Annotated in this window: 19 protein-coding genes; 6 read left to right on the top strand and 13 right to left on the bottom strand. The window is 56.0% G+C overall.

From position 1 onward, the window contains the following. The first annotated feature begins 383 nt into the window (after nt 1-383). Together ACY692_RS03075 and ACY692_RS03080 are read left to right on the top strand one after the other, a co-directional pair. Nucleotides 384-3,098, top strand: coding sequence for a type I restriction-modification system subunit M (locus tag ACY692_RS03075; protein WP_462323868.1), 2,715 nt, complete (start codon nt 384-386; stop codon nt 3,096-3,098). Next, nucleotides 3,095-4,087 carry a virulence RhuM family protein gene (locus tag ACY692_RS03080; protein WP_462323869.1) on the top strand — a complete coding sequence of 331 codons (993 nt, stop codon included), beginning with the start codon at nt 3,095-3,097 and terminating at the stop codon, nt 4,085-4,087. Before ACY692_RS03075 ends, ACY692_RS03080 begins: the two co-directional genes overlap by 4 nt. Before the next feature lie 10 nt (nt 4,088-4,097). Here ACY692_RS03080 and ACY692_RS03085 read toward each other — a convergent pair whose 3' ends face one another. The 12 genes from ACY692_RS03085 to ACY692_RS03140 all read right to left on the bottom strand — a co-directional run bounded on the left by ACY692_RS03085 (nt 4,098) and on the right by ACY692_RS03140 (nt 21,034). After that, a complete protein-coding gene (locus ACY692_RS03085; protein WP_462323870.1) occupies nt 4,098-8,450 on the bottom strand; it encodes a translocation/assembly module TamB domain-containing protein in 4,353 nt (1,450 codons plus the stop codon). A gap of 82 nt (nt 8,451-8,532) precedes the next feature. Next, nucleotides 8,533-10,308 carry an autotransporter assembly complex protein TamA gene (locus ACY692_RS03090; RefSeq protein WP_462323871.1) on the bottom strand — a complete coding sequence of 592 codons (1,776 nt, stop codon included), beginning with the start codon at nt 10,306-10,308 and terminating at the stop codon, nt 8,533-8,535. 118 nt (nt 10,309-10,426) lie between these two features. After that, nucleotides 10,427-11,071, bottom strand: coding sequence for a class I SAM-dependent methyltransferase (locus ACY692_RS03095; RefSeq protein WP_462323872.1), 645 nt, complete (start codon nt 11,069-11,071; stop codon nt 10,427-10,429). After that, nucleotides 11,058-12,476: an aspartate kinase gene (locus ACY692_RS03100; RefSeq protein WP_462323873.1), complete on the bottom strand. Its 1,419-nt coding sequence runs from the start codon at nt 12,474-12,476 to the stop codon at nt 11,058-11,060. The genes ACY692_RS03095 and ACY692_RS03100 overlap by 14 nt, the downstream gene beginning before the upstream one ends. A gap of 115 nt (nt 12,477-12,591) precedes the next feature. Continuing rightward, nucleotides 12,592-13,071, bottom strand: coding sequence for a hypothetical protein (locus ACY692_RS03105; RefSeq protein WP_462323874.1), 480 nt, complete (start codon nt 13,069-13,071; stop codon nt 12,592-12,594). A 261-nt stretch (nt 13,072-13,332) separates the two neighbouring features. Further along, complete coding sequence (locus ACY692_RS03110; protein WP_462323875.1) at nt 13,333-15,501, bottom strand: DNA translocase FtsK; 2,169 nt, start codon at nt 15,499-15,501, stop codon at nt 13,333-13,335. A gap of 143 nt (nt 15,502-15,644) precedes the next feature. Further along, nucleotides 15,645-16,208: an elongation factor P gene (efp, locus tag ACY692_RS03115; RefSeq protein ID WP_462323876.1), complete on the bottom strand. Its 564-nt coding sequence runs from the start codon at nt 16,206-16,208 to the stop codon at nt 15,645-15,647. A 108-nt stretch (nt 16,209-16,316) separates the two neighbouring features. Further along, on the bottom strand, nt 16,317-16,787 hold the full coding sequence (locus tag ACY692_RS03120; protein WP_462323877.1) for a type II 3-dehydroquinate dehydratase: 471 nt from the start codon (nt 16,785-16,787) through the stop codon (nt 16,317-16,319). A gap of 106 nt (nt 16,788-16,893) precedes the next feature. Further along, on the bottom strand, nt 16,894-17,214 hold the full coding sequence (locus ACY692_RS03125; RefSeq protein ID WP_462323878.1) for a hypothetical protein: 321 nt from the start codon (nt 17,212-17,214) through the stop codon (nt 16,894-16,896). Nucleotides 17,215-17,396: 182 nt separating this feature from the next. Beyond that, nucleotides 17,397-18,803, bottom strand: coding sequence for an NAD(P)/FAD-dependent oxidoreductase (locus tag ACY692_RS03130; protein WP_462323879.1), 1,407 nt, complete (start codon nt 18,801-18,803; stop codon nt 17,397-17,399). Between the two features lie 187 nt (nt 18,804-18,990). Beyond that, nucleotides 18,991-19,308: a hypothetical protein gene (locus tag ACY692_RS03135; protein WP_462323880.1), complete on the bottom strand. Its 318-nt coding sequence runs from the start codon at nt 19,306-19,308 to the stop codon at nt 18,991-18,993. A 133-nt stretch (nt 19,309-19,441) separates the two neighbouring features. Further along, nucleotides 19,442-21,034, bottom strand: a complete 1,593-nt coding sequence (locus ACY692_RS03140) for a LysM peptidoglycan-binding domain-containing protein (protein ID WP_462323881.1) — start codon at nt 21,032-21,034, stop codon at nt 19,442-19,444. 271 nt (nt 21,035-21,305) lie between these two features. On the opposite strand from ACY692_RS03140, the gene ACY692_RS03145 reads away from it, so the two are divergent. Then, nucleotides 21,306-21,965: a CBS and ACT domain-containing protein gene (locus ACY692_RS03145; protein WP_462323882.1), complete on the top strand. Its 660-nt coding sequence runs from the start codon at nt 21,306-21,308 to the stop codon at nt 21,963-21,965. A gap of 91 nt (nt 21,966-22,056) precedes the next feature. Here the strand turns inward: ACY692_RS03145 and ACY692_RS03150 are convergent, their stop codons facing one another. Beyond that, nucleotides 22,057-22,368, bottom strand: coding sequence for an IscA/HesB family protein (locus tag ACY692_RS03150; RefSeq protein WP_462323883.1), 312 nt, complete (start codon nt 22,366-22,368; stop codon nt 22,057-22,059). Between the two features lie 273 nt (nt 22,369-22,641). Here ACY692_RS03150 and ACY692_RS03155 point away from each other — a divergent pair, with 273 nt between their 5' ends. From ACY692_RS03155 to ACY692_RS03165, 3 genes are read left to right on the top strand one after another with little or no spacing between them, the layout of a single operon-like run. After that, nucleotides 22,642-23,646: a GGDEF domain-containing response regulator gene (locus ACY692_RS03155; RefSeq protein ID WP_462323884.1), complete on the top strand. Its 1,005-nt coding sequence runs from the start codon at nt 22,642-22,644 to the stop codon at nt 23,644-23,646. 28 nt (nt 23,647-23,674) lie between these two features. Continuing rightward, nucleotides 23,675-25,756 carry an EAL domain-containing protein gene (locus ACY692_RS03160; RefSeq protein WP_462323885.1) on the top strand — a complete coding sequence of 694 codons (2,082 nt, stop codon included), beginning with the start codon at nt 23,675-23,677 and terminating at the stop codon, nt 25,754-25,756. Continuing rightward, on the top strand, nt 25,757-26,875 hold the full coding sequence (locus tag ACY692_RS03165) for an HD domain-containing protein (protein ID WP_462323886.1): 1,119 nt from the start codon (nt 25,757-25,759) through the stop codon (nt 26,873-26,875). Nucleotides 26,876-26,879: the final 4 nt, after the last annotated feature.

Genomic DNA, 26,879 nt, shown 5'->3' on the forward strand with positions numbered 1-26,879 from the left:
GACGATCTAAGAAGACCCGCGTCTTTTGATCGACTGCTGAATAGTTACGAAATTTTTAATATTGCTTCCCGGTAATAATGAAATGTTCGACGTTCCTTGGGGCATCCCCAGGGTTGAGCACGTCGAGAGATAAGCAACTCGTTGAAGGAAATAAGCCGATATCCCCAATACATCTCGCTTCCTGCCATACTGGTTTTGGTATCCCATTCTGAACGAAATGAGTAAAGAGGGGTATTTCTCGCCGGTCCTACGGTATCATGGCGATTCTAAGCGGTGAAAACGGCTTGTATTGGGATGTTAAAATATGACAGATAGACGACCAGACATCCTTTCCTCGCGCCGCATACCTACATAGTATACAATCATACCTCATTGGAGTTATTTTGAACAAAGAGAAAATTACGCTATCCCAGCTTGAATCCTTCCTGCTGAAAGCTGCCGATATTTTGCGTGGAAAAATGGATGCCTCCGAATTCAAGGAATTCATTTTCGGGATGCTTTTTCTGAAACGGCTCTCGGATGAATTTGACTTGAAGCGGCACCAGCTGCGTCATGACGTCTTCGCACACCTGAAGGATCAACCCGATCTGGTCGACGAACTCCTTGAAGAGAAAACGTCCTACGGCGAGACTTTTTATGTGCCGAAACGGGCTCGCTGGTACGAAACCTGGGTGGACGAGGACGGCAACACGGTCCCCGCGCTCAAAGATTTAAAACATGACATCGGCAACATGCTCAACAAGGCCATAGCCGCCATTGAAGACGAGAATGATTCACTTGCCGGAGTCCTTAAAAACAATATCAATTTTAATGAAATCAAGGGAAAAACCAAGATTCCCGACCAGAAATGGAAAGACCTGCTCGATCACTTCAATCAGCCCAACTTTATCCTGATAAACGATAATTTCGAATTCCCTGATCTTCTGGGAGCGGCTTATGAGTATCTGATTAAATTCTTTGCCGACAGCGCAGGTAAAAAAGGTGGCGAGTTCTATACGCCCGCCGAGGTTGTCCGTCTGCTTGTTCAGCTGGTCAAACCCCAGGCCGGGAACACGATTTATGATCCCACTGTAGGCTCGGGTGGTTTCTTGATTCAGGCGCACCAGTATGTGGAAGAACAGGGGCAGGATGCCAATGACCTGGCGCTTTATGGTCAGGATTCCAACGGCACGGTCTGGTCCATCTGCAACATGAACATGATCCTCCATAACATCAGCCGTTTTACCATCGAAAACGGCGATACCTTGGAGGACCCGCAGATTCTGGAGAATGGTCAGATTCGCACATTCGACCGGGTACTGGCCAATCCTCCCTTTTCCCAGAATTATACCCGGGCCGGCGTTAAACTTACTCACCGCTTCCAGGAATGGTGTCCCGAGACCGGTAAAAAGGCCGACCTCATGTTCGTCCAGCATATGTTGGCCAGCCTCAAGGGCGATGGCCACATGGCGACTATTATGCCCCATGGGGTGCTGTTTCGCGGCGGTAAGGAAAAGCTGATCCGGGAAATTTTCATTAAAGATGATGTCCTTGAGGCCATCATCAGCCTGCCCCAAGGGTTGTTTTACGGCACCGGCATCCCCGCGTGCGTGCTGGTTTGTAATAAAAACAAACCCGATCATTTGCGGGATAAAGTGTTGTTCATCAACGCAGACCGTGAATTTGCCGAGGGGAAGAATCAAAACAAACTCCGCCCGGAAGACATCGAGAAAATCGACACCGTTTTTACTCTGAAGCAGGAACTCCCCAAATACAGCCGTCTGGTCGATACCTCCGAGATTGTCGAGAAACACGACTGCAACCTGAACATTCGCCGCTATGTCGATAACACCCCGGAACCGGAACCTGAAGATGTGCAGGCCCATCTTATCGGTGGCATTCCAGAGAACGAGGTAATGGCGCGGCATGAGGACTTTGCCCGATTCGGTCTCTCCGCTGAAACATTTTTTCAAGCAAACCGTCCAAACTACCTCGCCTTCAAAGAAGCCGTTCAGGATAAGGCGGATATAAAAAATCTCATCGAATCTGATCCTGCCGTTATCCAGCCCCTTGCCACCCACGCCGGTGCCATTGAAGCCTGGTGGCAGGTGGCACAGAATGATTTTGCTCAACTCGAAAAAGCGAATAACGGGAATGGGAACGGCCAGAAAATGCCGGATGTCCGTCTCAAACTGCTGACAACGCTCAAGGAAAAACTGATCCCCCTGAACGTACTGGACGCATCCAAAAGCGCGGGCGTGTTTGTGAACTGGTGGCAGCAGATCCGCTACGACCTGAAAACCATTGTTTCCACCGGCTGGCACCATACCCTGATCCCCGATGAATATCTGATTGCGGAATTTTTTCAGGCTGAGGCCGATACCATTGAAGCCTTGGAGTCCAAAATCAGTGAACTACAAAGCGGGTTGGCAGAAGCCGTAGAAACCGCCCAGGAAACAGCAGCCTACGAGCCGGATGAAGGCGAAAAGGTCAGCGCTGCTGTCATCAAAAAGGCGCTGAAAGCACTCATCGATGACTTAAAATACAGCACGGGGCTATCGGCCAGTCGGGAGCTGGATGAGCTGAAAAAACAGAACGCCGCCATCAAGAAAATCGAGAAAAAAATTAAAGATGCCAAGGGGACACTGAAAGAAAAAACCATCGAGCTGGAACTGAAACTCGGATTGAAACGACTGGGCGCTGAAGGATTCGCGGAGGAAAACCGGGAACTGATTTTTCAGGTGGATAAATACATAGCCGAACTTGATGCGGGCAATAAGACGGATAAGAGAAAAATTACCGCCCTGCAAAAAGACAAGGCAGCCCTGCAAGCACGCATTGATCGAACCGATGCCCTGATGGCAGAAATCGACGGCCAATTGACTGACGAAGAAGCCAAATGTCTCATTTTGAAAAAGCTGTACGATATTGTCAGCCGGGAACTGGAGCGGTACCTCAACACGGAAAAGCGGGCCTTGATTCAGGGTGTGGAAAACCTCTGGAATAAATATGCGGTTAGTAGCCAGGAGCTTGAGCAGCAAAGGGAAGCTACGCTTGGGGAGTTGAATGGGTTTCTGGAAGGATTGGGGTATTTGGGACGTTTGGAGGGAGAGGCATGAATACCTCCGAACTTCTTATATATCAGGCGTCTGACGGAAGGATCAAAATTGATGTTCGGCTGGAGAATGAAACCGTTTGGCTGACGCAAGCGCAGCTATGCGTACTTTTTCAAAAATCAAAAGCTACGGTCAGCGAGCATATCAAAAATATTTTTAAGGAAGGCGAACTTAATGAAAATTCAGTTGTTCGGAATTTCCGAACAACTGCAGCGGACGGCAAACTCTATGATGTTCGGTATTACAATCTCGATGTGATTATATCCGTCGGTTACCGAGTCAAGTCCCACCAGGGCACTCAATTCCGCATCTGGGCGACTCAACGATTGAAGGAATACATCGTTAAGGGATTTGCCCTGAACGACGACCGATTCAAGAACGGCAGTTCCATGAACTATTTTATGGAGCTGCAGGAACGTATCCGGGAAATCCGGCTCTCTGAACGTTTCTTTTACCAAAAGATCAAGGATATTTACACCACCAGCATCGACTACGATCCAAAGGATGAAAAAACCACTGAGTTTTTCAAGATAGTACAGAACAAACTGCTCTGGGCCATTAGCAGGCAGACAGCGGCAGAGCTGGTTTATCGCCGGGCGGACGCTACTTTGCCACTGATGGGGATGCAGTCCCTTGATAAAAAGGGCGTACCGGTCCGCAAAGGGGATGTAAGCACCGCCAAAAATTATCTGAATGAAGACGAAATTACATTGCTGGGGCTGCTGGTCGAACAATACCTCGCCTTTGCCGAGACCATGGCGCAGCAGCAGACGCCCATGTATATGAAGGACTGGATTGCACGGTTGGATGCGATTATTCAGCTCAATGGCCGCGAGTTATTAACCCATGCCGGCAAGATCAGCCATCAGATGGCGATGAAGAAATCAACGCTGGAGTATGACGAATACAAAGAATCACAGCGGGAAAGTCAGCTTGAGGAAAGCATCAAGGAGCTTGAACAGGATTTGAAGCAATTACAACCTAACACTTAAAACCGTTTTTTCAATAATCCCGCTTCCAATACACCCCAGCCTTGCCGGTGGAATCCGTTCCCACCTCTGTTTCAACGCCGATGTTCGGGGTTAGTTCCATCTCTACAGATACGGCGTCATCGTCCGATGTCAGCCCCTTTTCTAATTCCATATAGATGGAGTCGGTCAGGTAGGTGCCCACGCCGACCTGCATCTCTCCATCCTCGTCGTCAGATCCTACTGTGATGGTGTCTACGCCAAGGAGTGATCGAGCGAATTCCATGGGATCGAACCCGCTTTTCCCCGAGCTTCCGGCCAGATTGCGGGCCGTATTGGCCAGTTGCAGTGCCTGCATGGGGTTGAGTTTGGCGGCGGATTGTCCGAACAGGAGCAGGGCCAGGATTTCGTCTTCCGGAAGACCCGAGGATGATTCGAGAACCATGTTCGGGCTTTTGGCAGAACCCTGGATCTTGATCTGAACTTCTGTGGATTCGATGTCGGTCGATGTGACGATATCTAGAAGGGGGTTGGGCGGGAACCCGCCGTCGAACTGGATTTCTCCGGAGTCCAGGTTCAGCTCCCGTCCGGCAAAGGCAAGTGAACCCCGCACCGATTCCAGGGTTCCGTCGGTGACCGGTGTTGCAGCTGTTCCATCCACCTGCAGTCTGCCCTTCCATTCGGATGCCAGTCCCCTGCCGCGCACAAAGAACCGGCCCGGGATGGTCACGTTCATGTCGAGACGGACCTGTGCGGGGGGCGAGGCTTCCTCCCCAGTCTCCAGCTCATATCCCGGCTCCACATTGATTTGCCGGATTTCAAGAGGAACCATGTTCGGGTCGGGGTTGTGGGAGATATCCATGGTGCCTCTGGGGATGGTCAGGGTGCCCGCCACGGATGTCGTCGTTGCGTTGCCGTGCATCCGGCAGATCCCATCCACATGGGCCGTCAGTGTGTCACTGCGGACCAGACGGGCCCCGTGCAATGTGGTCGAAACACCATAGGCCAGGGGGACATTGATGGGGAGGGTGAGCCGGCCTTCCGCTCCGATGCTGCCGTCTTCGCCATCGGTTGCGGAGCATGTTGCAAGGTGGAGGCTTTTGCCGTCCAACCGGATCAGGGCCTGCACATGTTCCAGAAGGGTTCCTGTTCGCACGTATTCGGCCCGTCCCTGTTCCAGGCTGATGGTTCCGGCGCACTCGGGGGCTGTCATGGTTCCGGACACCGATGTGTCAAAACGCACATCGCCCGCCAGATCCAGATCCGGGATGGCCAGGATATCGCCGATTTTTGCCAGGTCGAGATCTCCCCGTGCTGAGCCGGTTATGGGGGCTGTCCGGGAAAGCGAGGCACGAAAGGGGCATAGAGAAAGGGCAACGGGGATTTTTGCGGTCAGGTGGAGGGGAGACGGTCCCAGCCCCGTGAGAGATCCCGAGGCATCCATCCGGTCTGCCGTTGTTGCGGCTGTGAGGGTCAGGGTTCCCAAAGGGATATCCTCGGCCTGATCCGATTGGATGGGTGCCAGTTTGTCGATGACGATATCGGTCCGCAGTCCGGGATGCTCAAGAGGACCCGTGATCGAGGCCGTGCCCTCCAGGATGCCCGCCGGCAGGGGGAACGGGCTCAGAAGCTGCGCCGAGGCCAGGGAGAGATGTCCGAGATCCATGGTGGCGTTGATGGTGTCGGCATCCATGTGTCCCCGTCCGCTGAGGATGCCGTCTCCCACGTTCAATACGAAGGGATCGCATTCAAGGATTTCACGTTTACTGCGCAATTCGGTCGGATGTTCAAGGGTGAAGGCAAGTCCGTTGTACGCCCCCTGCAGGGTGCTCAGGTGCAGGAACCTGTCTGTTGCATCCGGCAGGGTGTGACCGGCAAGAGACAGATGCAGTGGGGCCGGCCGGGTTCCCTGGGCATCGAGGGCGATGTCCAGTCGCCCGACCAGACGGGTTGCCCGAAGGCGTGCCGTTTCAAGGGTTGCGCTCCCGCTCGTGAATCCCTTGATTTCCATATCCATATCCGGTTGGTCCGGTCGGGCGGGGTCCAGGGTCAGATGTTTCAGGTCCAGGGACGTGATCTTCCCTGTTTCGCCATAGGCCAGATCCTGGGCAGAACCCGTGAGGGTCAGTAACCGGGCGCCTTGGTTATCGGTGTATGATCCTTGCATATTCAGCGAACCTTGCAGGGGGTGGTCCAGAAGGGTCCCCAGGGGGGCCAGGGAAGATGACGCGAGATCGAAACCGAGTTTTTTTGGGGGGGTGTTTTTCGGGAGCGTGAGATTGAATGTGCCGTCAAGGCCTAGCCCCCGGATGGTGGCATGGGGAATGCTGAAACCGTTCGTCAGGTCTAGATTTCCGTTCATGTCAAGCGGGCCGGGAGGGGTGGTCAGGCTTGCTGCCCAGCTTCCTGTGGGGGCCGTTTCCAGATGGTGCAGGGAGGTACTGAGGGAAACGGCATCCACAGGGATGCCGAACACCGTCGTACCCTTTTCAGGAGATGCCGAGAGGGTGCCGGAAACACGATCGCTGGTTCCGGTGATCCCTGACTCCAGAGAAATCGTTCCAATATGGGCCAGGTCCCGGCCCAATGCCGCTGCCTGGACCCGGCCCGTCAGGTCTGCCCGGTATTCGCCGTTCTCAAGGCCAAGGGTGCCGTTGCCGGAGGCTCGGACCCGGGTCCCATTCAGGCTGAGAGCATCGATGACCAGTTCGTTTTTCCGGATTCCGGCTGTAACCGTCAGATCACTGGATGGACCAAACAGGCTCTCCAGGAGGACCGGGCCCTTGGAGAATGGGCCGAGTCCGGTCCGCAGTTCGACCGTTCCTCTCTTTTGGAACAGGTCTGCCCGGATCGTTCCGGCAAGGTCCAGCGAATCGGGAAGGGGCGTGATGGCCGGGGCGAATAGGCCGTCGGGTTCGGCCCGGCCGGAAAATGTCGCATCCAGCGTGCCGGGGCCGTGAGCAAACGATCCGGACCCGTTCACAGTGAACCGCGATGACGAAATTTTCAGTCGGCCATCCATGCTTTCTCCACCCAGATCCCCAAGTCCGCCATGGATCTCGAGTGCTCCTGTGTGCAGGATGTCCGGCAGAATTACATCGGATGCCGTGGCATGCAGGGTGGCTGAGTACCGCAGGCTCGTGCGGGCAGAAGAAGGTGTGGACGTCAGGGTGATGCGTGGGCTTCCGATACGCAATTGATCTGCCTGCAGGGAACCGGCCTCGCCCGAGAAGGAAAAAGTCGGAGTGGGCAGACTTCCCGTAACAGTGGCTGTCAGGGGGGCAAGGTGTTCCAGACCGATCCCCAGGGGTTCCCCCAGCCGGCCGGGCTCTGCAATACGCAATTCCAGGTCTGCGTCCGTGCGCAGTTTCTCCAGACCAATCCTGCCCGTTCCGGAAAGGGTCCCCCTTCCACTTGAAATTTTCAGCCTGCACGCAAGTTGCCGTCCCTGTTCATCCATGTCCGTCCCCACATCCACATCCACCCTCTCCCCGACCCACTCCGCCACATCGGCCATCCTGCCATCCGGTTCCAGCAGGATTGTCCCCCCAAGGTTGCCCCTGTGTTCCACCACCGACCATTCCAGGTCCATGTCGGCAGAACCCATGCCGGGCGCTGCCGCAGCCATTTTACCCTGGTAGTTCGACGAGATACCCTTCCCCTGGAACCTGATGGTCAGGGGGAACGGCTCTGGATATCCCGCCAGAAAACCGGACATATCACCCTGAGGATCGGTGTAGTTGCCCGAGCAGCCCAGGATCCCCCGATCCCTGTGCGCCAAGAGTTCGAGCTTCGGGACGTCTTCCTGCAGAGGATGCAGATGCAGCCGGGCTCTGGCTGGTCCTTGCAGGGATTGCATGGTTGCCGAACCCGACAGGGTCAGGGGGGGGATTTTTCGGCGGTTGCCCGATCCGATCAGGAGCCGGTCGATGCCCACCTCGCTGACGGTGATGGCAGGAAAAAAAGAGGGCAGCGGATCGGAATGTTTGTGGTGTGCCGGTGCTCCATCGGTGTTGGTTGTTGCAGGGCCGGACGGGAACCGGGCGAGATCGACCTCCGCAGCCCGGACCCTGGGTATATGCACCTCCCCGTGGAGCAGTTTGGACGGTTGCCAACGGCAGTCCATCCCACGCAGGGTGAGCCAGGTAGCGTTTCTGTCTGCCAGCGTTATCCGTTCAAGAGAAAATTCTCCCAGTAGGTTACCACGAACGTTGTTGATCCGTACCGTTGACTGGAATCGGTTCACCGCATGTTCCACCAGATTGAGGCCGGGTTGTGTGGTCAGGAGCAGGATCAGACCGAGGCAAAGGGCGGTCACAACGGTCATGACCACGCAGGTTGTATGGAGGATGCGGTGCAGTGCCGCGGGGAAAGGGAATGGTTTCATGTGTTCCCGGGAAAGAAGCTGCTTGAGTTCGGTGTATCGGATGGAGGGTACTCGTTCTTGAAGGTCTTCGCTCCCGTTCCCATCAAAAGGCCTGACCTATACCGACATACACCTGGAAGGAAGCGTCGATGTCCGGGCGCGGGTTCAGCGGAAAGGCCACATCCAGACGGATCGGGCCCATGGGGGTGGAATAACTAAGGCCCACTCCGGTGCCCCAGAAAAGGTCGGACGCGGCATCGGGGACGGCATCGGCAAAGGCCCGGCCGCCGTCCAGGAACACAACCCCGCCAATGGATTTCGTGAATTTGGCCCGGAGTTCCACACTACATTCCATCTTGGACAACCCTCCCACGGGATCGTCGTCATCGTTCAGATCGCCCGCTTTCTGGTAGGCATACCCCCGTACGGAACCTCCCCCTCCGGCATAGAACCGTTCGTCGGCCGGAACGTCCTGCAGGCCTGTTCCTCCGATGGTTCCCAGGGTCCCCCGCAGGGCGAGGACGAGTGTGCCGGAGGGCAGCACCGGGAGATAGCCGCTTCCCTGGATACGGGATCGCAAGAAAAAGAGGTCCTGTCCCAGAGTATCCAGGTACGGGGCGGTCTCCCCCTTGAGTGTCCATCCCGAGGCCGGGTCGAGAATCGGCTTTGCCCTGATGGCGTCGGCAAAAATCGGGAACGAGACCAGCCCGAAGGTTTCCTGGCTTGCGTCACTCTCATCCACGGTGGTCAGGCGGTAGCGAACTCCTCCGCCGGTGCGCAGCCATTGGGTCGGCTCACGTTCCATGATCGTGCCTGTGGTGAGGGCTCGGCTTGTGTAGGCATCCGTATCTTCTCGGGCGATACTTCCTTCGGTGGCCAATTGCCAGGGGCCGAAAAAAGCCGGGAAGACCAACCGGGCATCCGCACTCTGGCGGATTGCATTGACCTTTGCCCTGGTGCGCAGTTGTTGGCCTCCATGGAAAACATTGCGATTCTCCCAGGAAAACGTGGCACCAGGACCCGTATCCGTGTCGTATTCCAGGCCCGTTTTGACCGTTCGGGCAACCCGTTCCCGGAGGGTGATGGCCATGGGGAGAGCCCCGGCATCCAGGGGTGTTTGTGCGTGTTTGATGCGAACGGTTCCAAACAGGCCGGTCTTGAGGAGTTTCATCCGGGTTGCATCCGTTTCCGTGGCGTTGAACGGCTGACCCTGCTGCCAGGAGATGTTGCGACGGACAAAGGAGGGGCCCACCCTTTCCAGACCCGAGATGGTTACGGGGCCGAAGGTACAGGGGGGACCGGATTCGATGGTCCAGTGGACGTCCACCACCTCCCGCGCATGGTCGGCCACCACATTCCGCGCCCCGATCCGGGCAAAGGGATAGCCACGGCTGCCAAGAAGGGCGAGGATCTTGTCTCCACCCTTTCTGATGTCCGAGGATTCGGCCCGGGTGCCCGGGCCTAGCCCCAGTCTTTGGGGGGAGAGGTCGATATCGTCGGGCATTCCCGTCAGGGTGACGGTTGCCATGCGGAAAACAGGGCCTGGGAAAATATGGATGGTAACGCTTGCCGGAGAGGCTTGCATGTCCACCGCCGTTCTGATGCGGATCTTGAAGTACCCAAGGGCCCGAAGAATGGACCTGATGGTGGGGATGTCCTCGGCAATCCGTCTGCGCAGCAGAGCCGGGGTACGGGGGGGCGTATCCTCGCGGGAAAAGGTATTGGCCGCTATGAGAATGGCCTGTTCGGCTTTGTCCGAGGGCGCGCCTTCCAGGTTGGCCGTATAGGGGACGGTCCGGTCCTGTGCATACGCCGGGCAGGCATGGATCAGCACCCCCCAAAGGAGGGGGAGAAGGAGGGGGATTGTGATTTTATACATCTGCATGATGCCTGTGCCCGGTGGGCGGAAACGAAGGTCTGCGCCTGCCGAAAATTTCGATCAGGGTGGAGGGGAGACAGATCCTGAATGGTATATGGGGTGCGGACATTGTCTTGGGTCATCTTTTTGCCAGTTGCGTCAGACAGACCTGGATGAGTCCCATGTGGAAGGTATGGCGGTCGATGGTATCAAGGCCGGTTTGAGCAATCAGATGGTCCAGTCCCCCGGCGGCGATAAATGAGCGGTAATGGGCATGGTGTTCTTTCCCGGCGAGCCGTTCGATGAGTGCGGCGAACGACCGGGCGGATCGTCCGATCAGGGTTGTTGGACGGGTGTAGTCGACGAGGAGGATGTGCCCGGCGGGAGAGATGAGCCGTCTGGCCTCGGCGATGATGGCCCCACGCAGGGGCGCGGGTTTTTCGTGCAGGGCCATGGAGATGACGGCCAGGTCGAAGTTGTCAGTGGGAAGGGATGTCCAGGCGGCGTTTTTTCGGATGAAGGTCAGGTTCGGGTGGTTTCTGGCGTGGGCCTGTTTGAGCATGTCCCGGGAGAGATCCACACCGGTGACCATGGCGCCCTTGTCAGCCAGACGTCTGGCCAGGGCGCCGGTTCCGCAGCACAAATCCACCACGGTCTTTGCCCCGATATGATCCGCCATGGTCTGGGCCGTACGGTATTCAGGGAGGAGGAGGGGGGAGATGATCAGATCGTAGAACGGTGCCACGGACTGATATTCGGCGCTTCTGTCATCAGGAGGCTGCATGGCATTGTTGGTCGCTGTTTGGGGTTGCGAGATCGTTTTCCGGAAAGAACGTCGTGTGGATGGCGTTGACCGTTGTTTCCAGGTCTTCCCGGGGAACCAGAAAGTACAGGGCTGCTTTGGACGGGCCAAAGGAGATCATCTCGATGCACACGTCGGCTTTGGCCACCGCGCCGAAACACCGGGCGGCAATGCCCTTGCACTTGAGCAGACCGTCGCCCACGATGGCGATGAGGGCTGCATTGTCCACTTTTTCGATGCGCTGGTAGGGTCTGGGCTTGATGGTCTCTAGTGCCCTGTGTCCGGCTTCCAGATCTTCGTTTGCCAGAAGCAGGCTGATGCAGGTTTGAGAAGTAACAACGGATTTGATGTTGATCCCGGCCTCGGCGATGCGGTTGGCTACCAGGCCGAGAATGCCCTGTCTGGCCCCCACACCCGAGGCGTGGACCTTGAGGATGCCGATGTCGGTGGTGTGGGCCACGCTTTTGACGGCCATGCGGCACCTGGGGCTTTCCATGGTGATGACGCTGCCCTGGACCTCGGGATGCAGGGTGTTCTTGATGGTGATGGGGATTTTTTTTCTGCGCACGGGTTCGATGGTCCGAGGATGGAGGATGGCCGCGCCGAAATAGGCCAGCTCGGCCGCTTCTTCGTACGACAGGGTGGGGATGAGCGAGGCTTCCTGAACGAGTCTGGGATCAGCGCTCAAAAAACCGTCCACATCCTTCCATATCTCCAGGCTGTCCGCGTCCAGGGCGGCTGCTACCACGGCGGCGGAATAATCGCTCCCCCCCCGGCCGAAGGTGGTGACATCGCCGTCCTCGCTGACCCCGAAGAATCCGGGGACAAAGACCACCGTGTCCGGGCCCGTGGCCGGGATGAGGTGGTCCTTAAAATTTTCCGTTGTCAGGGGCAGGTTGGCGGTTGCGTCCCCGAACTTGCCGTCGGTGACCATCCCGATCTTGTGCGGCAGCCTGTAGGTCGCCTTGCATCCCCGGCATTCCAGGGCAAAGGCGAGCAGGGCCGCTGAAAAGCGCTCCCCGAAACTGCTGATGATGTCCCGCATCCTGGGAGAGATCTCCCGGGTGAAGTTGAGTCCGTAATACAGCCGCTCCAACCGGCTCAAGGATCTGGACAGATCCCCGGCGAATTCCAGCTGTTTGTCCCTGGAGGCGATGAGATGGTTGGCCACGAGCATGTGTTTGCTCTTGAGCCGGCTGATGATTGCCGGGACATTCTCTTCGTCCTCCAGGGCCAGTTCCATGCCCTGGATCAGACTGTTGGTGATCCCGTTGAGTGCAGAAACCACAATGACCTGCCCCCTGCCGTGGACGGCGATGAGGTCGAGAATCTGTGCGATGGTTTCCCTGCCGTGGAGGCATCCGCCCCCGATTTTGATGACATGCATGGAATTCAGTCTTAGGTTTTATGTTTTATGTTTTAGGTGGGTGGCGCTGCAACAACGCCCGGGCACCATCCGTCCTCTGTCGTCGGGGGCCGTGAAGGTCCGTGCCCCGTCCCTGTCAGTCCTTCCCGTCCGTGTCAGTCCGTGTCCCCACCGATTTGCGCAGCTGATCCACCTTGGCCCGTAGAAAATCGGCCACAACGTTTCCCGTGTCCTGGTCGCCCGAGTGCTCCAGGCCGTATGCCTTGAGGTCATCCTCAATCTGTTGTTCCATGCGCTCGGACTCCAGGAACATGATGTAGATAAGGAGCAGGGTAGCGGAGTTCTCCTCGCTCCCGTCGCACATGAGTTCGAGCTGGTCTCTGGGCACTGTCTCGAAGAGGCGGGTGACAAAGAGGTCGATCCATTTGGCGTAGAGATCGGGGAGGATGCTCGGAACCAGGCTGCCCAGGTGTGCCGCTGACTTTTCGTCAAGATTGGGCATGGTTATGCTCAGATAGTCCTTCAATGCCTCGGTGCGGCGCTGGGCGTCCTGGTCAAGCCGTTGCAGGAGTGTTCGGGTTATATGCCCCCGGATGGCCGGTTCTGGTACTGACATGGTCTCTATCCTTGTTACTATGAACTATTCAGGTCAATTGGTGTCCCACTATTGTGGATTTGGGAAATTTGAGAGATGTCAAAAAGTTAAGAAATTTATAACTATTCAGCACGATAACTCGTCATGGGGCTGTGGCGTTCCCGGGAGGGACAAAACAGGACCGGGCTATTGGTGGCTGAATGGTTACAAAAATTTAAGAAATTTGTGAAATTTGAGTAAGTTAAGAGGGATGAGAGGGGGAAAGAAATTTCTTGAATGTCATTACTTTTTGATCACGCTCCGCGGCTTGCTCCCCTCCTGGGGGCCGATGACCCCGTCTTGTTCCATCTGTTCGATGAACCGGGCGGCTTTGTTGAAGCCAATACGGAGTCTGCGTTGGATAAGTGAGATGGATGCCTTTCCGTGGTCCATGACAAAGGCAACGGCCTCTCCGTATTTGGGATCGTCGGCAATATCGTTGCCTGCCCCTCCGGTCCCTTCGGCCCCTTCCTGCTCCTGCTTCCAACTGGTGAAATCCAGGTCGAAATCCTGGTCTCCCTTTGCGGACCAGAAGTCGACCACGGAGGTGATTTCGTCGTCATCCACGAACGCGCCATGGATACGGGTCAGATTCCCCCCGCTCTTCTTGAATAACATGTCCCCGCGGCCGAGCAGGTATTCCGCGCCGACGGAGTCCAGAATGGTCCGGGAATCGTGCTTGGAGCTGACCTGGAAGGCGATCCTGGAGGGAAAGTTGGCCTTGATCAGTCCGGTGACCACATCGACGGATGGGCGCTGGGTGGCCAGAATGAGATGGATGCCCGCGGCCCGTGCCAGCTGGGCCAGGCGGACGATGGATACCTCGACCTCCTTACCCGCCGTGAGCATGAGATCGGCCAGCTCGTCCACGATGATCACCAGATACGGATAGGGGGTCAGGTCCTGGAGTTCCTCGGGGCGGACATTGCCCATGCCCTGCAGCTTTTGGTTGTAGGTGGCGATATTGCGCACCCCGACCTTGGCCATGGCCTCGTAGCGCTGTTCCATCTCATATACGGCCCATTCCAGGGCGCTTTTGGCCAAAGACATGTCCGTGACCACGGGGTGGACCAGGTGGGGCAGGGAGCCGTAGACGGCCAGTTCGATCCGTTTGGGGTCGATGAGCAGAAATTTTATCTCTCCGGGCCCGTATTTGTACAGAATGCTCAGTATGAGGGTGTTCAAACACACGGATTTTCCCGCGCCCGTGGCCCCGGCAACGAGGAGATGGGGCATGGTTGCCAGATCGGCCTGTCGGGGCTGCCCCTGGATGTCCTTGCCCAGGGCCAGGGGGATTTTGGCCTTGGTTTTGGTGAATGTGGTCGAGGAAAGGATTTCCTGCAGGTATACGGTCTGGCGTTCTCGGTTGGGGATCTCGATACCCACGGTGTCTTTCCCTGGAAGGGGGGCGACAATGCGCACGGCCATGGCCTTGAGGGCTAGGGAAAGATCGTTGCCCAGACCAGAAATTTTGCTGATTTTCACTCCGGGGGCGGGTTTGAATTCGAGCATCGTGATCACGGGCCCTGGTTGGATGCGCTGGACCTGCCCCTGGATGGAAAAATCGGCCAAACAATCCTTCAGCCTCTTGGAGAGATCGTCCAACTGGCTTTGCGGGATCCTGGGTTGGGAATCGGGGACCGGATCCAAGAGTTCCATGCCGGGAAGTCTACCGCTCTGTTCTCCGGCATGCCGGGGGGCTTTGGCCCTGGCCGGGGCTTGGGGGGACTTCTTTGTACTGTTGTCGGCTGGTGGTTCCGGTTGGGCCGCGTTGTCGTTCTGTGGTTTGGACGTGGGTCCGTTTTTATGGGTGCGCCCGGTGGCAGATTTTTTTTTCCGCGTTCTGCGTTCTAGATATTTGTACCAGATATCCAGGAATTTTGCCCGTGAACGTTTGCAAATGGATGTCCACGAAAAGCCGAAAAATACCTGCACACTGATGACGCTACAAAAGACAAGAACCAGGATGGTCCCATAGTTTTTGAGATAGGTGGTGCACACGGAGTACAGGGTTCTGCCGAGAAAACCGCCACCGTGCATGTTGACGAGGTGGAGAGTGTCGAGGGCCCAGGGGAAGGACAGCCATGCGAGCGACAGAACATAGGTTGATGCCGCTCCAAGGGTGCGCAACCCAGATGGACGCAGCCAGGGGAAGACAAGCCCTATGCCACCCCCCAGAAGGACAAAGGGCCAGACAAGGGCTCCCAGGCCAAAGAGATCTACCAGGATGCCTGCGGAATAAGCCCCGATTGTGCCGGCCTGATTGCTGATTGACGTGTTGTGGCCGATGTTGTGGTTGAAACTTGGATCACCGGGGGAAAAGGTAAAAAGGCTCAGCCCGAGAAAAATAGCCGTGAAAACAAGGGCCAGGGAGGAAAACTCGCGTCGAAGATGGGCGTGCCGTTCAATCATGTCATCACCAGGGCCGTGTTGTGTGTCCGGAAAATCGTATCCAATGCGTGCCTTGTTCCAAAAGCACACAAAGGCCACGGGACGATGTCCTTGGCCTTTGTGTGCTGCATGTCAGTGTCGGATTCCGTGAGAAAAAGGAACGGTTATCCGTTTTCCCTTCCCTGGTAATCCCCGGTTCTGGTGTCCACCTTGATCTTGTCCCCCTCATTGATGAATAGAGGGACGCTGACCGTGACCCCGGTTTCCAGGGTGGCGGGTTTGTTTGCACCGCTGACCGTGTCCCCCTTGAGACCGGGATCCGTGCTGGTCACTTCAAGGACCACTGACAGGGGAATCTCCAGGTCAATGGGTCGTCCCTGATAGTTCATGATCTTGATGGTCTGGCCGTCCTTGATGTACCCGCCCTTCCCGGCCATGATCTCTTCTTCCACGGAGGTCTGCTCGTAGGTGGTCAGATCCATGAATACATAGGCACTGCCGTCGTTGTACAGGTACTGCATTTCTTTGGTCTCCACGTCCGGCTCGGGAAATTTGGTCCCGGCGCGGAAGTTTTTTTCCACGACCGAACCGGTGAGCAGATTGCGCCACTTTGTGCGCATGAACGCACCGCCCTTGCCGGGTTTGAAATGCTGGAAGTCAAGGATCTCGCAGGGATCACCGTCGATCTCGATTTTTTTGCCTTTTTTGAAATCGGTTGTTGAAATCATGATATACTCCTCGGGAAGATGGAAAAAATGGATATAGGATACAGGATAACAGATAGAGGGTACGGGATATGAGATCCAGGGGACAGAACCAATGCCGGCATCCCGGACTTACGCCCTGCGCATTTTTTTGTGGTGATAAAACAATGCCTGGATCCCATATACATAGCCCATAACGCCCAGACCCGCAATGGTGCCGATGCAGGAGGGCGCGATGAGGCTCGTGTGCCGTAATGGATTGGACCGGGCGTGGACGTTGCTGATGTGGATTTCGATGCACGGGATATCGATCCAGGCCAGACAATCGGCCAGGGCCAGGCTGGTGTGGGTGTAGGCTCCGGCGTTGAGAACGAGGCCGGCGGTCTTGTCCTTCCATGCCCGTTCCAAACGGTCGATGAGTACGCCCTCGCTGTTGGACTGGAAGAAGTCCAAACCGATCCGGGCCGCATTGTCTCCCATGATTGTCGTGAGCATGGCCGGGATGCCGTCCATGGTTTCGGAGCCATAGACCTCGGGCCGGCGTTTGCCGATATATCCCAGGTTGGGGCCGTTCATGATCAGGATGGGCAGGGGATGGGGCATGTCGGGTCCTTGGAGGTGGGAAAAGTGCGCAGTTATAAAAAATGTGTGTTATTTTGCAGGGGGAGCATATACCGTAGGGGCGAAGACACCGGTGCGCCCCCACCCCCTACCGATGCAACCATCCATGCAGGACGGAAAAAAACCCTTTTTTCCGTCCCTGTTTTTTTTTCTCCAAAACGGCGATCCTGGCCGCCACCCGCGTGGCGTACTCGTCCTTATCACGTGTCGTGCCCACGGCATCGAGTTGTGGGATCACCGTTGGGTCGGGTTCTTCGAGTCCTCGAAGAACCTCGAGAGAAGGGCTGTAGTATTCGGTGACCAGAGCGAAGACCTCTTTGTCCCGGAGCCAGCGTTCAGGAATTTTTTGCGGGTCCATGTCCAGCAAATCGGCCAGGACACCCCGGGGGTGGGCAAAGCGTGCGACCATGGCAAACCTTTTGTGCTAGACGAATAGGGGAACCAACCAGTTGGCAAAGGCCAGCAATCCAAGAAGAAAGGGGAAGAATGTCAGGTAGAAGAAGAGTCGGCTCAGGCCGCTGAGTAATTTCATGGTGTCACCTGCTGAGGAAAATCTGTTGCATAAGTGATCAAAACCTCCGTGGGGCCTGATCAATCCTGCCGGTCTATAATGGCCTTGGCCGGGATGAGTCCGGTGGCACTGGCCGAAACGATGTTTCCGGCAACCCCTGGCCCGTCTCCGGCAACGAACAGCCCCTTGATGGCCGTTTCAAGTTCGTTGCTCGTTTCCACCTGGGTGGCGAAAAACTTGATTTCAGGGGCGTAGAGCAGGGTTTCGTTGTTGGCGATGCCCGGAACAGCGAGATTGAGCTTTTCCAGCCCCTCGACGATGTTGGTCAGGATCCTCTCGGGCAGGGCCATGGCCAGATCCCCACAGACCACATTGGTCAGGGTCGGTTCCACATAGCTTTTCCGGATCCGGGACCAGGTGGACCTCCGTCCCCGCTTGAGATCCCCGAACCGCTGCAGCAGTGGCTTGCCCCCGCCGATAAGGCTGGCCAGCTTGCCGATGGATTCTCCGTATGCCTGGTTGTCCGTCACCGGGTCGTTCAGGACCACCTTGGAAAGGAAGGCGAAATTGGTGTTGTCGGACTTTTTGTCCATGTAGGCGTGTCCGTTCACGCATACGAAATCCTGGTAGTTTTCCAGGGCCACGTATCCTCCCTGGTTGGTGCAGAATGTCCTGGTCTGGTCGTCGTATTTCTGGGTCTGGATGAAGAAGGTCGGGTCATAGATGATCTCGCAGAGATCCTGCATGATTTCCTTGTGGACCTCCACTCGGACGCCGACCTCTATTCCCCGTTGGTATAGAGGGAGTTGGTGCTTGTTGGCAATGGTCCCCATCCACTCGGCCCCGACCCTGCCGGGGGCCAGGATGACATTCTTGGCCGTATATGTTGCCCGGTTGGTGACCACCCCCCTGACCTTGCCCCGCTCCACGACAATATCTTTAGCTGTTTCCGAGGTGTGTATGGCGATATTCTCACGCATGGCCGAAACCATGTTGGACATGTGGTGTGGCAAGCGGTCACTGCCCAGATGCTTCTGTTTGATGAGCAACAGATCGACACCATGTTTGCGTGAACGTCTGCGGATGGCCTCGGCGGTGTCCATGTCTGTAGGGTAGACCTGGCCATCCATGCCATAGGCGTTAAATATCGCTTCGGTCTCTTCGATGAGTGCTCTGGCCTTGGACACAGGCAGGAATTGTGTCAGGTCGGTTTTGCCCAATTTGTGGATGAAATTGAGTTTTCCGTCGGAAAAAAGCCCGGCCCCGCCGATGCCCGAAAGGATATTGCATGGCCTGCATTTGATGCATTCGCCATGTTCTTCCCCGCTGATGGGGCATTTTCTTTTGAGGGAGGGTTTGCCCTTTTCGATGAGCAGGACACTCAGGTTCGAGTGCGCGGAAAGGTAGTAGGCGGAAAAGAGCCCTGCGGGGCCACCGCCGACTATGATGACGTCAAACGAGGTCTTTTTGGGATGTGAAGGATTCATATTCGGTTGGGTTGCAAGGTTTTCGTGTGGAGTTGCGGGGGCGTTTCTTCTGTCGGCATGGTTCCTTTCCAGGAAATCGGTACACTACCGCGCGCCAAACAGCATTGTACCCATAAACAGGACAACGGTGGCTTTGCAACAGGTTTTTCATCCATAATCGAGCGGGTGTTGCCTTTTGTCGCTCTTGTTATTCGATGCTATATTTTTCCAGAACTTCGTTCAGGGGTATGTCATGCTCGTCGATCGATCCCTGGTGGATGACATAGCGATACATTTTCCATTCAATGAGGTCTATCATATCGACCTGGCCGTTGGCGTTGTGGCCCAGGATACCCTGGATATTTTCAAGATAGGGCATATGGTCGATATAGACCCCCTCATATTCGAAATCCAGGGCGTTGTGCTGTTCAAAGATTTCGAAATCTTTGAACAGCTCGTGTATCTGCCCTTGTTTGTCAGCAGGGATGTTCCGGAGTTGTCCATAGAATCGGATATGTATGGCCATGAGTGTGTCCGCTGTTGTTTTGGGGGTGTGAACCTACCGGTCGCCGGGCCGGATGCCCGTGGTAGGGACGGTCAGGGACGCTTTGGTGTCCGTGGCGCAGATTCTTGCGGGACGGTACCACCCCAAAGAAGAATCATTGTCCCTTTGGGGGATCGGGGGCGCCGTTCTCGAGAAGATAACAGGAAATGCCCTTGAGTCCGAGCAGTGCGACGAGATAGGGGGCTTTCATTTCCGGGTCAAGGAGGATGATGGGGCACTCCTCCGTGGCCAACCCAAGGGTCCGTGTCCTGAGGGATATCCTGGCCTTGCCCGCTCGCCAGTGCAGGGTCATGTTTGTCGGCTGGGGGAGTATGCCGGGAAGAGGAGGCAGTCCGGGAACGGGAAACGTCGTCCCCTGTCGGTGTTTGGCGAGGTCGGGCAGATCCCCCCGAAAAACAGAAGGGATGTAGATGTCTCCGGGATTGATTGCTGTTCTGGGTATCGGACAGAGACGGTTGTTTGCCGTTTTTCGCCATTGGTTGAGTGTGATGTTTGCACGGTCAAGCAATGGGGCCAGGGGGGGCGGGAACGCGGCCGCCCCTTCCTGAGTGACCAAGAACGCGGATGTCTTCTGGGGAGAGGACCACATTGCGGTCACGACCAGGGCGTTTTGCAATGTGATGTGCAGGGAACCGACGTCACGCTCAACGGCCGCATTGGCCGGATAGAGGGATATCTTTTCCGGAAACCGTTGTGCCAGAGAGCGCATGACGCTGCGGGGGTACCAGTTGTCGGGGACTACGCACGGAAAAAGACCCGCAGTACCAATGTCCTTTGGAAAACGTTCGCTTTTTGATCGGGGAACAAGAACCAGTGTCTGGCCCCAGGGGGCTTCCATGATTGGGGTGGGGGTTGTTTCTATGCGCAACCACCCCTTGCCTGGGCGGGGAAAAAAGACCGCTTTGCCGGGAGTGACGGTAAAACCGAGCCGTTCCAGAAATGTCGTCGTGTATATTTTTGCCTGATCGGGAGGAAGATGTCCGTGGATTGGTCGGTCGGAAGGCGGCAAAGGCGAAGGTGCGACGACCTTGCGTACAAGAACGCTAGCGTTCTCTTCTTCCGGAAGGTTGCTCCCGGCGGGATGTGGGACGGCAATGGTCTGGCCGGGATGTACCAGGTTGATATTGGTGAGGGTCGGGTTGGACGAGAGGAACCGGTCCATATACGTATGGATGATCTGTTGGGTCCCCATGCCGGTTATGCGTTGCAGAACCCCAAAGAGGGTGTCTCCCCGTTTGAACGTGTAGGTTGTTTGCTGGTTCGGAGGAGTGGACCGGGAAAGGGGGTCCGGGCGTTTTTTTCGTGATGGGGGCCCGGACCCCTTGTCCTGTGTTTTTTCCGGAAGTGGTAGCCGGATGACCTGGCCCGGATGGATGGGCTGATCGGGATCAAAGGCCGGGTTGAGTGTGCGGATACGCTCTATGACTTCTGGAATATTCTTTTGGGGGACCCCCTGTTCCCGGATGATGGCATAGAGATGATCCCCCGGCTTGACCGTATAGGATATACTGGAGGGGGGGGGCGCATTCTTTGAAAAATACAGCCGTGGCGGAGCGGCCAATACGTGGGGGCAGAACGGACCTGCAGACGCTGCGATCATGGAAAGGATGGCCAGGCAATATATCAAGGACGATGCGGCTGCAGCGCCCTCTCCTGGAAGGGGTCGATTTCTGGAATTCTTTCGCATGGAACCTGGGGGGCGGAATGTGGTACATCTCACAGGTGGTGGCGATCCCCTGCCATATCACTGGAATGTGGCCGGAGCGTTGAAAAACGATGTTGCAAATTGCAAGAAAATGCAATGAAAAAACAGGCGGAGTTGTTGACCCAGGAACCATGACCACGTAATCAAAGGGGATCGGAAGGGCACGGCGTGGTCGGTCAGCAGGACGGCCGGTCGGCTATACAACGATTGTTTTGTACAACCGCTGATATTGGAATAACAACAAGGAGCAAATATGTTTGTTGGACTGAAGATGATCAAGGATACGCCGACCATCGATCCGGATACCCTGATTGTGGAGGCCGATCGGATCATGGAGAAAAACAGGCTGTGGATGCTGATGGTCCTCAAGGACGGCAAGCTGGTGGGATATGTGACCAAGGAGGACATCCGTTCGGCCCTCCCTTCCCCGGCAACCACCCTGAGCAAACATGAACTCAATTATCTTCTGGGAGAATTGACGGTCAAGGAAGTCGTCAAGAAAAATGCACCGAGCGTCCAGCCGGAAATGGAGATCGAGCGCGCCGCCCAGATAATGTATGAACAAAATCTTGCAGGGCTGGCCGTTGTGGACGGGGCCAACCGTTTTTTGGGGTATATCAGCCGCAGCGTCATGCTGGAAGTTTTGGTCGAAGAGATGGGCTTGACCCAATCCGGAAGCCGCATTTGTCTCGAGGTGGAGGATAGGAGTGGGATCATGGCCGGAGTGACCCGGACCATTTCCGATATGGGGGTCAACATCATCGCCACCGGGACGTTTTATCACGCCAATAAACGGCTGGTCGTATTCCGGATCGGTGTTGAGGATCCCGGTCCGGTAATCGGATCGCTCCAGGACAAGGGATATTGCGTTATCAATCCCGGTGATGTGGCCAAGGAATGGGGGGTGATCTGAGGTCGGCTAGCTAGCAGTGGCCTGCAGTGGAACAAAAAAAAGGACCGGTACTCCGGTCCTTTTTATTTGCAATATATTTTTTTTAGGATTATCAGCAGGAACAAGACCCACTACACCCTGAGCAATCGGACTGGTCCATTTTCATGCTCGAGGATACGGAAAATCCGTAATGCTGGTCGAATTCTATCTTGATAGGTGCTGCTGTTGTCATCAAAGCCTTGTCGACCACAAAGGTGAAGTCGCCAAAGGAGTATGCGTTGTCGGTTTCTTTTTGCTCATCCAGAGCAAGTGCCAGGCGCGGACCGCCTCAGCCCGCGGCCATATATACCCGGATGGGTATTATTTCCTGATTTTCAAACTGTCTCTCCAGCTGCTCCTGGGCAGCCTTGGTCAATTCAAACATGGTTTCCCTCCTCTGTTCAAAAAAGTTCGGTGCTTGGTAAATGGCGGGTAGGGCTTTGTCAAATGGACCGTGCCCGGAACCCGCCTCCCTGCGGCGGCATGGTGCCCATGCCGCCGCAGGGAGGTATGGGACGTAGCCTTTTTGGCGAAAATAGAAAATAAGCATCCGGGTTTTGTTGTCAATATCCCGGAGCGCAAGAGGGTGGGACACGGGGAGAATTTTGCCAGGTGAAGGACTGCAACCGTTTGGATCCACAAGAAAAAGGATGATCACATGGACAGAGAACCGGCATCAGTGCTCATTATCGATGACGAACCCCTTATCCTGGAAACATTGGGAGACTATATGGGGGAGCGGGGGTTCAAGGTACTCCTCGGCCATGGAGGACAACAGGGACTGGATCTGTTCGCCTCGAACCGGCCGGATCTTGTTTTGGTCGATCTGCGTATGCCTGAGGTCGATGGGCTCGAGGTCATGGAACAGATCACCAGAAGATCCCCGGAAACACCGGTTATCGTCGTTTCCGGTACAGGGGTGCTCCAGGATGCCATCGATGCCCTGCGGACTGGGGCATGGGATTTTGTCACCAAGCCGTTGACCAACTTTGCCGTGCTCGACCATGCGGTGAATATGGCCATGGAGCGCGGTCGGCTGATCTGCGAAAATGCCCGGTACCAGAAACATCTCGAGGAGGAGGTGCGTGCACGTACTGCGGACCTGGAGCGTGAGATCGCGGAGCGCAAACATATTGAGGAAGAGCTCCGTGAAAGCGAGCGGAAGTTCCGTGATCTGAGTATCAAGGATGGGCTCACGGGACTCTACAATGCACGGTATTTTTTCAGTCAGATAGAATCCGAGCTCGAGCGGTGCAACAGGTATGGGCACGCATTGTCCCTCATCCTGATGGATATTGATGATTTCAAGCAGTACAACGACACATACGGCCATCTAAGTGGTGATCAGGTCCTCGTGTGTTTGGCCAAGGTGATCTTGAAAATGGTCAGAAAAAATGACATCGCCTTCAGATACGGGGGGGAGGAGTTTGTCATCCTCCTGCCCGAGACAGAGGCCAGGGAGGCAGTGGCCGTTGCAGACAGAATCAGGGACGGTTTTGCCCGGAAGGATCAGTGCGCCGGGTCCCGCGAACATGTTTACAAAACGATCAGTGTCGGCGTGGCCGAATACGACCCCGGAGAGACCTCTTCCAGACTTATCGGTCGGGCCGATCGGAACATGTATGTTGCCAAGGCACAGGGAAAGAACAGGATCGTGTTTTAAGCGCTATAGGCAAGGGATGGCCTTTTTTATGTCGGAAGCAGATTCGCACAATGCCCTGGGGGCATTGAAGCAGTACGATGCCTTCAGTCACGCCCTGTTCGAGAGATCCGGTGGTGCTTTTTTTATCCTTGATGAAGAGGGCGAGATACTGATGGTCAACGGTGAAGCCGCTTCACTCACCGGTTACTCCCCCAAGGAACTCTCGGCCTTCCCGCTGCAAAAAATTCTCCCGGAAGGCATGGGAGAAATCTTTATGGACCAGCATGCCCGCCTTTTCAGGGACGGGGTTTCCTCCGTCGATTACAAACTATGTTTTGTATCCCGGCATGGGGAGGCAAAAGAGGCCGTGGTCACGGAATCAGAGATTCCGGATTCGCGGCATGTCATCTTATCGGCATGGTGCACCGGAAAAAAGCATGAACTCAAGGATTCCCTGAAGCTACAGATGACGGTCTTCCAACAATTTTTGGCCAATTCTCCCCTGGCCACCTGTATGGTGGATACCTTGGGCGCGGTCATCTTTGTCAATGAGGGGTTTACTCGGCTTTTTGGATTCCATTTCCATGAGATGAAGGAGGGAGGGGGGGAGGTCCTCTATCCCCAGGACCACAAGAAAAGCGAAGTCCGCTATCTGCACTCCGTGCTTGCCGAAAAGACCGTCCAGGTGGAAACCACGCGCAGGCACAAAAACGATGTTCTTATTCCTGTATCGATCACGGGGTATCCTCTGGTTATTGGAGGAGAGAATCTCGGTGGTGTATTCGTATACACGGATATTTCCGAGCGTAAGTCCTACGAGGCGGAACTGACCCGGCAGGCACTCCATGACACCCTGACACAACTCCCGAACCGGGCCCTCTTCATGGAGCGCTTGGACTATTTCCTGATGCGCTGCCACCGCGACCCATCGAAGGGAACCGCGGTATTCATGGTCGATCTCGACAGATTCAAACTGGTCAACGACAGCCTGGGACATCTGACCGGCGATGCCCTGTTGGTCCGTGTTGCCAGGCGGTTGGAAAACTGTCTGCGACCCTTGGACACCGTGGCCCGGCTAGGTGGGGACGAGTTCGGGGTTATCCTTGATACCTATGATGACAAACAGGATGTGGTCCGGATTGCCAAACGGATCATCGGGGAGATCGCCAAGCCTATAGTCATCGGTTCGAACAGGGTGTATTCCGGCGCGAGCGTGGGTATTGTCTTTGTAAATGGAGCGTATGGACGGTCCGATGATATCTTGCGGGATGCGGATATCGCCATGTACAGGGCAAAAAGTCTGGGGCGGGGCAGGTTAAAGGTGTTCAGCAAGAACATGCACGAAAACGCCGTTGAAACGATGAGCCTCGAGAACGACATCCGTCAAGGCATTGCCAACGATGAGTTTTTTGTTGCGTACCAGCCGATCATCTCGCTTGAATCCGGAGGAATAACTGGCGTCGAGGCCCTGGCCCGATGGGACCACCCCTTGAAAGGATCGATACCGCCGGCACGGTTCATCCCCCTTGCCGAAGAGAGCGGCTTGATCGTTTCGCTGGGCAAAACTATTCTGAACCGGGCCTGTGAAGATATGGTACGTTGGCGCAAACTCTCTCCGCAAAGTGCCCCGCTGCTCTTGTCCGTGAACATGTCCCCAAAGCAGTTCGTCCAACCGGACCTGGTCGATTCGGTGACCTACATCCTGGCCAAGACCGGATTGCCCCCCGAATATTTAAAGCTCGAAATTACGGAATCGGTCATCATGGACAATGCCAAGGAGGTGGTCACCAAGCTCGAATTGTTCCGGAAGATGGGGATCAAATTCAGCATCGATGACTTCGGTACGGGATATTCATCGATGGGATACTTGCAGAAGTTTCCCGTGGACCAGCTCAAGATCGATCTAAGTTTTGTGCGCGACATGCACATGAACAATGACAACCAGGAAATCGTCCGGGCTATTATACGGTTGGCGCACAGCTTGCGGCTCAACGTGGTCGCGGAGGGGGTCGAGCAGTCCGTGCACAAGGAACTGCTCTCGTCCATGCAGTGCGATTTTGGGCAGGGGTACTTTTTTTCCCGCCCGGTATCTGCAGAGGCCATACAGGTTTTGCTCGAGGAGAGTGATTGATTGCAAATCTATCTCGTTGGTGGGGCGGTCCGGGATGGTTTGCTTGGCAGGCCCGTGCATGACCGGGACTATACGGTCATAGGAGCGGACAAGGAGACCTTTATGCAGGCCTTCCCCCATGCCAGGCCTGTCGGGAAGAAGGTGCCCGTCTATTATGTGGACGGGGACGAGTACACCCTTTCTGGAGCCGCAACCATCCAGGAGGATCTCCTCGAACGTGATCTAACCATAAATGCCCTGGCCAAGGACGCACGGGGGAGGATCATTGCCCATCCCAGGGCCCTTGAGCACCTGGAAGAGAAACTTCTCTATCCGGTCTCGGGGGCCAATTTTTTTGTCGATCCCGCAAGGGTGTTCCGGGCGGCCCGTTTTGTTGCGTGTCTGCCGGGGTTCTGTGCGCATCCGGAGCTTGAGCGGCTCATGCATCGGGTGGTCGCTGCCGGAGGAACCGGCACGCTCCCGGCTGAACGTGTGGGCAAGGAATTGCTGGCCGGTCTGGCGTGTCCTGTGCCCGCCATGTTCCTGCGGATGTGCCAAAAGGTGGGCGCCCTGTCCGTATGGTTCGAGGAATTGGAGCGTGGGGTAACGATCCCTGCGGGCCCCCGTCCATTCCATGACGGGTCGGTGTTCGAACACTCGTGTCAGGTCATGGACAGGCTGGCGGGCGACCCGCTTCTCGTATGGATGGGGCTTTGTCATGATCTGGGGAAGACCGTTACCGATCCTGGTTTGTGGCCGGCACACCATGGCCATGACAGGGCAGGGGTGGACATTGCCCAAAAAATGGGGGGACGGCTGCGTCTGCCGGGGGCGATGGTACGGGCAGGGATGGCTGCGGCCAGATGGCACATGGTGCTGGCCCGCTACGGGCAATTGCGTCCGGGGACCCGGGTGGATCTTTTGGGCGCAGTGGGTTCGGAGAAATTGCTTGCTCGATTGTGTGCGCTCACGGTTGCCGATGGGGGAGAAGAGGTGACGGCCTTGGTCCTTAGGGATTTGAAGATTGTCAAGCAGGTGCATCTTAGCAAACCATGGCAGGGGCTGGGAAAACGGTCCGGTGAGCATTTAAGGGAGATGCGCGCCCAGGCACTGGCCGACGCGGCCTCTGATTCCGGGTAGACCC

Source organism: Desulfoplanes sp., from assembly GCF_054921335.1.